Consider the following 8627-nt stretch of genomic DNA (forward strand, 5'->3'; position numbering starts at 1 on the left):
GCCGTCATGGCGACCACCGGGCGGTCCGCGATGACGACGGCGACCTTGTCGGTGAGGACGTCGACGGCGGGCTGCGCGGCGGCGGGCGTCGGCGCGACGCTCACGCCGTCGGTCTTCACCACGGCCAGGGACTGCGCGGCTTCAGGGGGCCAGGCGGAGCCGTCGGCCAGAGCGGCCAGCCGGGCGGCGAAGGTGCCGGCGAGCCGCTCGGCGTCTTCGACGCCTGTCGTGGCGCGGGCCTCCGTCCACCAGTACGGAAGCGGCGGCGGTGTAGCACCGAGCAGACGCTCGGCCTCGCCCGCGACCTGCACGAGCAGTGGTGCCTCGACGGAGACGAGAGGTCGGCCTTCACCGTCGCAGAGTCGTACGACGGCGCCTTCGCCTGCCGTGTCCACCAGGTTGTCGGGGCCTCCGGAGAGCAGGCCCGCGAGCAGGGTCGACGGGTCGGGCATGCGCTGGGTGAGGGCGATGACGTCCTTGGTCATGTGGTCGTCCGGTCCTTCGTCGTTCGTGGCATGGGTGCCGTATGTCTCGTGGTCCGCGCGGGCGGGAAAGTTCTCGTGTACGTCACGTGGGGGAGTACGCGGTCTGGATCAGGCGGTTGGGCCGGCCTCTGCGGATGAGGACGCCGCGGCCGGCCGGTTGCTGGGTGGCGTATACGCCGGGGAACAGCTGGCCTTCGCCGCGGTCGCCGGCCATGAGGAGCGCGGAGGATCCCGATTCGCGCAGGCCCTGTACCAGGGGTTCGTAGATGCCGCGTGAGGCGCCTGCGACGCGGCGGGTCAGGACGAAGTGGAGGCCGATGTCCGCCGCGGAGGGGATGTAGGGCAGGAACGGTTCCAGTGGTTCCTGGCCGGCGGTGGTCAGGACGTCGTAGTCGTCGATGAGGACGACGATCCGTGGGCCGCCGCCCCAGCTTCCGGGCTCCAGGTCCTGGAGGCCTGCGGTGTCATCGGGCAGCCGCTTCTCCAGGACAGTGGCGATACCGGCGGCCAGGCCCGCGCACAGCTTGGCGTTGTACGCGTAGCCGCCGTTGAACTCTTCGGGAATCGCTCCGCGCAGACTGCGCCTGGGGTCCATGACGGCGAAGACCAGCTCGTCCTCGCTGTAGCGCTCGATGAGGCCGGCTGCGATGGTCTTGAGGAGATTGGTCTTGCCGCATTCGCTGTCGCCCATGATCAGCAGGTGCTGGTCGTGCTGGAACAGGTCGAGCAGAACGGGATCGAGGGCCGTCTGGTCCAGGCCGATGGGCACCCGCTGAGGCTCGGCGACCGGGCCCGGCAGGAGGTGGGCCTCCAGGAGGTGCGGCAGCACCCGTACCGGCTGGGCGACCTCGCCGCTCCAGGTGGCCCGGATCGTCCGGGTCGCACGCTCCAGGACCGCTCCCAGGTCCGCGGTGTCCGCGAGTGAGTCCGTACGGGGAAGCGCGACCTGCGCGAAGAGTTTGCCGCTGGTCAGGACGCGGCCGGGCTCGTCGGGAGAAAGGGTCGCGGCGAGCTTGTGGTCGATGCTGGACTCGCCTGGGTCGTTCAGCCGCAGTTCGACGCGGGTGCCGAAGTTCGACTGGACGGCGATGCGTACGTCGTTCCAGCGGAGCATGCCCGCGACGACGTGGATGCCGTAACCACCACCGCGTTTGAGGATGTCGGCGATGTCGTCGTCCAAGTTCTCGAAGTCATCGCGCAGCGCGCCGAAGCCGTCGATGACGAGCACGATCTCGGCGGAGGCCAGCTGGGGCAGCCGGCCCGCCGCGTGCAGGTCGCGCAGTTGCTCGACGGAGTCGATGCCGTGCTCGCGGAAGAGAGCCTCCCTGGCCGTGAGCATGGTGCGTACCTCGTCGACGGTGCGGGCCACCCGCTCACGGTCGACGCGACCCGCGATGCCGCCGACATGCGGCAGACCCGCCAGCGCCTGCAGGCCGCCGCCGACCAGGTCGAGGCCGTAGATACCGACCTCCTGCGGCGTGTGGGTCAGCGCGAGCGAGAGGACGAGGGTGCGCAGGAGTGTGGTCTTGCCGGACTGTGGGCCGCCGATGACGGCTGCGTGGCCGCCCGCCACCGTCAGGTCCAGGTACCACCGGCCTTGCCACTGCCTGGCCGGATCGTCGAGCAGCCCGAGCGGTACCTCCAGTGGGCCGCGGCGCCCCGCGAGCTGCGTACCGCGCGCACTGACGTTCACGGGGCCGGCGACCGCGTCCAGCGTGATCGCCTCGGGCAGCGGCGGCAGCCAGATGCGGCGCACCGTACCAGTGGCGTTCGCCAGTTGCTCGACCATGACGCCCAGTTCGGTAGGCCCCATCTCGCAGCGCCGCACCGCAGGCTCCTGCACGTCCCCATCCGCCTCGGTGGAAAGGGTGTTGAAGGTGTCGTAGGGGAGCGCGAGGGGTCCGCTGTCCTCGTCCTCCGGGCGCTGAACGGGACCGCGGTAGGCGCCCGAGACATAGCTCGCCTTGAAACGGTCGTAGTGGCTGGTGTCGACCTTGAGGTAGCCGAATCCGGGCAGCGGCGGCAGGTGGAAGGCGTCAGCGGTGTCCAGGACCGTACGGGATTCGTCAGCGGAGAAGGTACGCAGGCCGAGCCGGTAGGAGAGGTAGGTGTCCAGGCCCTTGAGGTGGCCGCCCTCGATGCGCTGGCTGGACAGCAGCAGGTGCACGCCGATGGAGCGGCCGATGCGGCCGATGGAAAGGAACAGGTCGATGAAATCCGGTTTGGCGGTGAGGAGTTCGCCGAACTCGTCGATGACGACGAACAGATGCGGCAGCGCCTCCAGGTCGGGCCGACGACCGGCGCGCAGCGCGGCGTAGTCACCGATGTCGGCGACGTTGCCCGCGTCCTTGAGGACCTGCTGACGGCGCTTGACCTCGCCGGCCAGTGAGGCGTGGACGCGTTCGACGAGGCCGGCCTGATTCTCCAGGTTGGTGATGACGCCGGCGACGTGCGGCAGGTCCGCGAACGGCGCGAAGGTCGCACCACCCTTGTAGTCGACCAGTACCAGCGCGAGGTCCTCCGGCGGGTGGGTGGCCACCAGGGCGAGGACGATGGTGCGCAGGAGTTCCGACTTCCCCGACCCGGTGGCGCCGACGCACAGGCCGTGCGGGCCCATGCCGAGCTCGGAGGACTCCTTGAGGTCCAGGAGCACCGGCTCGTGGGAGTCGTTGATGCCGATGGGCACACGCAGGAAGGCACGTTCGCCGCGCGGCGCCCACAGGTGTGAGAGGTCGAGTTGTGCCACGTCGTCGACGCCGAGTAGCTCGGCGAAGTCGACGGGCCCGGTCAGGGGGGCGTCGGTGAGCGATTCGGCGGACAGGCGCAGTGGTGCCAGCATCCGGGCCAGGCCCTCGGCGAACGGGATGCCGGCCTCGTCCACGGTGCCGTGGGAGCTGACCGGCTCCTGCGCGCGCAAGTCCTCGATGAGTACCTGATCGCCGTGGACGGTGATCCGTACGCCGACATGCCCCGGCTCCTGGACCTGATGTTCGAGCAGGTGCAGGACGGTGACGCCCATCTCCCGCAGGCCGACCGCCTCGTCGGGACGCGGCAGGTCGACGGCGTCCTCACCATGCCCGTCGGCGACGACCAGTAGCCGGGACGTCATGGACAGGGCGTCCTTGTCGGACAGGCCGCGGCGCACCTCTGCCGCGTAGGAGGCGCGACGGCGGAGTTCCGGGCCGAGCTGCCGGGCGAGCTGGAGAGCCGAGGGGGCGATGCGGCGCGCGGCGACGGGGCCGTCGAACTGCTCGGTGTCGAGCAGATGCGGCATCCACTTGGCCCACTCCCAGTTGGCGAGCCGGTCGCCGGGCACGGCGAGCGCCATCGCCACGTCGTCGGGAGCATGCATGGCGGCGGCCTGGACGAGCAGGGCGCGCGCCACGCGCAGGCAGTCCTCGCGGGGACCGATGACGCTGACATTGCCGACACGGTCGAGCGGGACGGTCAGTGGCAGCTCGGTGCCGGTGCGGAAGCGGGCCATGAGCGCCGATGCCTCATTGAGCATGAAGCGGTCGGGCGGGGTGAGCACCGACGAACCCTGCTGAGCGATCCCCAAATCCCGCACCGGCATCTCACCGGTGCCGACCCGCACCCGCAGGAAGTCCCCGTCAACGCGACGGCGCTCCCACAGCCGAGCCGGATCGCGCACGATGTCGTAGAGGGCGGCCGGGGGCGGGTTGAGGACATCGGCCCGCTCGCGCCGCGCACGCTCCTCACCGGCCAGCTCCTCGCGCAGATCCTCCAGGTAGGCGAGATACGCCTCGCGCTGGGTACGACGGGTGCGCTGGGCCTTGCCCCGCTGTGAGAAGACGAGCGCGACGGAGCCGATGACGGTGACGACGAGGATGATCGCGCCCAGCCCGGCGAACTGACTGTTGCGCACCACCGTCATCATCACCACGGACGACATGACGCCGGCGACGGGCAGCAGCGACATCGCGATGTTGCCCGCCTTCCCCTCAGGGAGATTGGGCGGGGCCTCAATGATGCGCGCCTCGGAGGCGGTCGGGGGCCGGGTGGCCCTGGCCGGGCGGTGTATCAGTCGGGTACTCATCGGCGTCCGTCATTCACGATCGGGCTCGGTATCTGGTCAGTGACGCTGCTGGGAGAGGGAGAGCTGGAAGACGTCCGCGGCAAGGCGGGTAGCGGCTTCCCTGGTCGGGTGAGCCAGCAACTCGGTATGGATTCGGCCGCCGGCTGCCAGATGCCGGTCATACGGCAGAACCTGGACGCTTACTCCAGTGGACTTGAGTTCCCGGGCCGCCTCGTCGAGGTCGAGTCCCAAGTGCGGAACCAGTTCAGTGAGCACGACGACCGTGCCGGCGATCACATGTCGAGGCAGCTCCTGCATCCACTGGAGCACGGAGAACGTACTGGTGAGACCCTCCGGCGTGGCAGGCATGGTCAGCACACGGCCATGGGCGGCGGCTAGCGCGACCCGGCCGACTTCGGCGGGCAGCGTCTCGCAGTCGACGACCATCACGCCGAAGTAGCGGCGCAGCGCGACCACGGCCCGCTCGTACGCCCGGCTGTCCAGCTTCACGCCGATCTGCCCCTGGCTCGCGGGCAGCAGCCAGGAGCTGTCGGGGAGTTGGACGAGATGGCCGGTGACGTCGAGCAGCGACATGTCCGGCTTGACGATGTCCGCGAGATCGCTGGTCGTCCAGCGACACGACGTCGCGCCGAGCCGCAGCGGCAGCGAGCCGAGCGCCGGGTCGGCCTCCAGGAAGAGGACCGGGTCCTGCCGGTAGTGCGCGTACGTGGTGCCGAGCAGTGCGGCGACGGTCGACTTGCCGGACCCGCCCCGGATGGACGTAACGGCGATCTGCCGGCCCGTCGTCACGGGCTGTTGCAGCACCGTAGCGGTGCGGGTGATCTCGGCGATCTCGCGCGCGGCCGACGAGGAAAGCGTACGCCGCAGGGCACGTGCAGCACGTGCCGCGAAGGACTCGCCGTGCCGCGGCTTGCTGCGTAGCGCGTCGGCCGAGCACTCATCCACCACGGGCCGCGAGCCGGGACCGCTCTGGGGCTGTGGGTCCGGAGCGTACGCGGCCGGCGCATGCTCCTCCTGCCGTTGTTCCCGGTACCCGGCCTGCTGCGGCCCGCCGCCCGGATGACCCGCGTGCTGCTCCTGCCCCTCGTACGGGTAGCCGGCCTGCCGTGGCGCGCCACTGCCATGGGCGGCGTCCGCGGCCTGGGCGCCCTGCACAGGCAGCGTGCGGCCCGGCGCGGATGCACGGTACGCCTGTCCACCGGGGCCTTGCGCACCAGGCTCGGCGCCGCCCCTCAGGTCCCGCAGCACATCACCCTGCCAGCCGTCTTCATTCGGCATGCCTGCCATTCACCCCCACTCTGCTGCCCCGCCCGCTGCGCCGGCACATCGACTCAGAACTGTCAGAACTGGTTGAGCAATTGCCCATACACACCGAACACACCAAAGGCGAGCGGGAAGAGCCCCACCATGCCAACGGACTCGACCAGATCGCCCATCCGTCGCAGCCGCACCTGCACATGCTCCGGCACCTGCACCGCCAAAACGACCAACGGCAGCACCGCGGCCGCACACAGCGCAGCCAGCGGCCCGACACCCCCCGCATGCCCCATCCACCACGTCACCAGGCGCACCACCAGGCACGACGCAGCAGCCAAGAGCGCAACAACCTCAACGACCAACGGGAAAGCTCGCGCCCTCGACACCAGCACCACGACAACGAGCGCTGCCAGCACCACGGTCCATACGGTCGGCTTCTCGGCCAGCGTGAGCAGCCACCCGGCGGAGGCCGCCGAAATCGCAGTGACCATCGTCGAGAGGGCAAGGCCGCGATGCGTCGCCGCAAGCGCGGTACCCACCTGATGACGGCTGACAGAGACACCGCCCGAGCGGCGGTCATCGAGCGCGGTAAGCCCCGACGCCATCAGCGCCAGCCGCGGCAGCACACCGAGAACCACCAAAGAGAAGACAGCCATCACGGCACCGAGCCGGGCCGGATCACCCTGAACAGCGGCCACCGCCTCCCACGCAACGGCGATCGCGGCAGTGGTCACCGCACCAACGAGCCCACCCTTGCCCAGCGGAGAGAAGTAACCAAGGAACACAAGCGTCACGACCAGCGCACCCGCCACGGCAGCGAGCCGCGCGGCGCCCGGCCAGCCGAACGCATCGGCAGCCGTCCACGCCGTGAGAACACCGAGCCCGCCAGCGGCGAGTAGGAGCGTGGTCGCCAGTCCCCGGTTCCCCCGTCCGATCTTGGCGACGAGCGCACCGGCAGCCAGGAGCACAGGTGATACAGCTGACAGAGCACCGACCAGGGCGCCAAGCGGGAACTCACGGCGGGCGAGCAGCGCGGCGATCACGGCGAAGGCAACGGTCGCCACACCCGCACTGGCCCGGCGCGCAGCAGGACGCCACCGCCAAGACCGCAGATCGAGGTCGTCAGCCACCTGATCGGTGACGTCGTGCACCACGGGAGCCGGCGGCGCAGAATGCGTCGTCACCAGCCGGAGCACGGCGCCGTCGGCCACCCCGGCCGACGCCAGCGTGCTGTCATGCGGCAGGACAGAGCCGTCGGACGTAATCAACTGCCGAGCTACCGGCCGCGATGCGGGCCGATCGCCCAGCAACGGCAGCACATCCGGGATCAGCTGCCCTATCGGAGTATCGGAGAGCAGGACGACATCGGCCCGGCGTCGCTCACCGACCAACGTCACTCGACTCAGTTGCGTCCGGGAACTCGCTGCTCTGCTCACCACTTACCGGAACCTATCATCGCGGGGTTGACGAACTCTCTGGCCAAACGGGGCATGCTCCCACTCTGGCCCTGCGTCAGCGAATCCTTCTCCCGGCACGGGAACTCTTCGCGCATTCGTCGGGAATGCCGCAAACTCTGTCCGGATACGATCTGTTGGCTATTTCTAGGGGTTGGCCGACCTTGTCGGCTGCCCGTACTGCTGCATCTGACGCTGCTGCTTCTCCTGCTCGGCCTTCTGCGTCGCCAGCGTGTGCTGAAGGAACGACCACCCCACGCACCCCGCGCACAGGACAGCCGTGATCGCGATCCCAGCGAAGACCTTCCCCAGCCGCTCGTCCGCCGTGCGCCGACCCCGCTGCGCACCGAACAACAGAGCATCCCGCATCCTGCGCCGACGTACTGCCACTGACTCCAGCAGCTGACTGTCGTAATCCCGCGCCATTTCCTCGTCCGTCGCTTCAAGTTGTCTGTCGCACTCGTCATGGTCAATGAACCCTCGGCCATTGGCGGCCATACGCCGGCCGTTATTCCGAGACCCGCATGCATGATGGCGCACTTCTGCCGCGACGAGTGCGGCGTTCACGGCCCTTTCAGTGGCGGCCCGGCGCCGGGCACGCTCTTCGTCGGCCCGGGGCGCGGGTGGTGCGAGCGAGTGCATGTACGACCGCCACCCGCTCCTGGGCGCGACACCACCCGCAGGCGGCCCACGGCCCGGGAGTCGATCGAGCGGGCAGTCGATGCGCGCGTGATGAGCAAGGTCTGACGTTCATGGCGGGGCGCTGCGGAGGTCAACAGGGGATCCGATGCGTCCTGCCACCAGCGCATGAGCCGGGCGGTTGCTTCCTCCGAGGAAAGGGCTTCCGGCAGCGGGGCGCTGCCAGCCAAATTGCTGCCCCTTCTTGTCGACTCCTACGGAACTACAGGATCACGGGTCTCCACCGAAAGGTGTCCCATCACCGTAAATGGTGGTCCATCTCCCTGTTCATGCTCCGCTCGTTGAGTTCTCAAGGGTTGGGGTGTTGGTCCCTGCGGTAGAGCGCGATCGCCGATTTCGGCGGGAAGTTGGGGACATAGGTCAGTGACCCGTCAGTTTTGGAGATGACGAGGTGGCTGCCGCCGAACGAACGAGGTTCGGTAGGGGGGAACGTGGCGTAGATGAGGTATCCGATGTCGAACTCTTCGACGTGTACGGATGCCGGAGTGCCGTCGTGACAGCGGGGCTTGAAGCAGGTGCGGGCTATTTCCAGTGCTTCCTCGGCGGTTGTGGGAACGGCATTCCCGGGCTCGGACGGCTCGTTCTCCGGCATGAGATGACTCCTTGTTGACCGGGCTCAGCGTGAGCTGATGGAGGTTGTTTTCAGGGACTGGAGAGTCTGCTGTTTGTCTACCT

Annotated in this window: 5 protein-coding genes and 1 pseudogene; all 6 read right to left on the reverse strand. The window is 69.1% G+C overall.

Annotation, left to right across the window (positions count from 1 at the left end):
* Positions 1 to 485, reverse strand: a pseudogene (locus tag ACIRPT_RS38720) (hypothetical protein); the annotation flags it as partial.
* Between the two features lie 82 nt (positions 486 to 567).
* A complete protein-coding gene (gene eccCa, locus ACIRPT_RS38725; RefSeq protein WP_403836262.1) occupies positions 568 to 4542 on the reverse strand; it encodes a type VII secretion protein EccCa in 3975 nt (1324 codons plus the stop codon).
* 36 nt (positions 4543 to 4578) lie between these two features.
* Positions 4579 to 5820, reverse strand: coding sequence for a MinD/ParA family protein (locus ACIRPT_RS38730; RefSeq protein ID WP_403836264.1), 1242 nt, complete (start codon positions 5818 to 5820; stop codon positions 4579 to 4581).
* Positions 5821 to 5882: 62 nt separating this feature from the next.
* Positions 5883 to 7238: a type VII secretion integral membrane protein EccD gene (eccD, locus tag ACIRPT_RS38735; protein ID WP_403836266.1), complete on the reverse strand. Its 1356-nt coding sequence runs from the start codon at positions 7236 to 7238 to the stop codon at positions 5883 to 5885.
* A 162-nt stretch (positions 7239 to 7400) separates the two neighbouring features.
* Positions 7401 to 7679, reverse strand: a complete 279-nt coding sequence (locus tag ACIRPT_RS38740; protein WP_381065768.1) for a hypothetical protein — start codon at positions 7677 to 7679, stop codon at positions 7401 to 7403.
* 562 nt (positions 7680 to 8241) lie between these two features.
* The gene (locus ACIRPT_RS38745; protein ID WP_403836268.1) at positions 8242 to 8544 is read right to left on the reverse strand and encodes a hypothetical protein; all 303 of its coding nucleotides are present in this window, start codon (positions 8542 to 8544) and stop codon (positions 8242 to 8244) included.
* Positions 8545 to 8627: the final 83 nt, after the last annotated feature.

Origin of the sequence: Streptomyces sp. NPDC101227, assembly GCF_044767545.1 — a bacterium.
Lineage (GTDB): Bacteria > Actinomycetota > Actinomycetes > Streptomycetales > Streptomycetaceae > Streptomyces.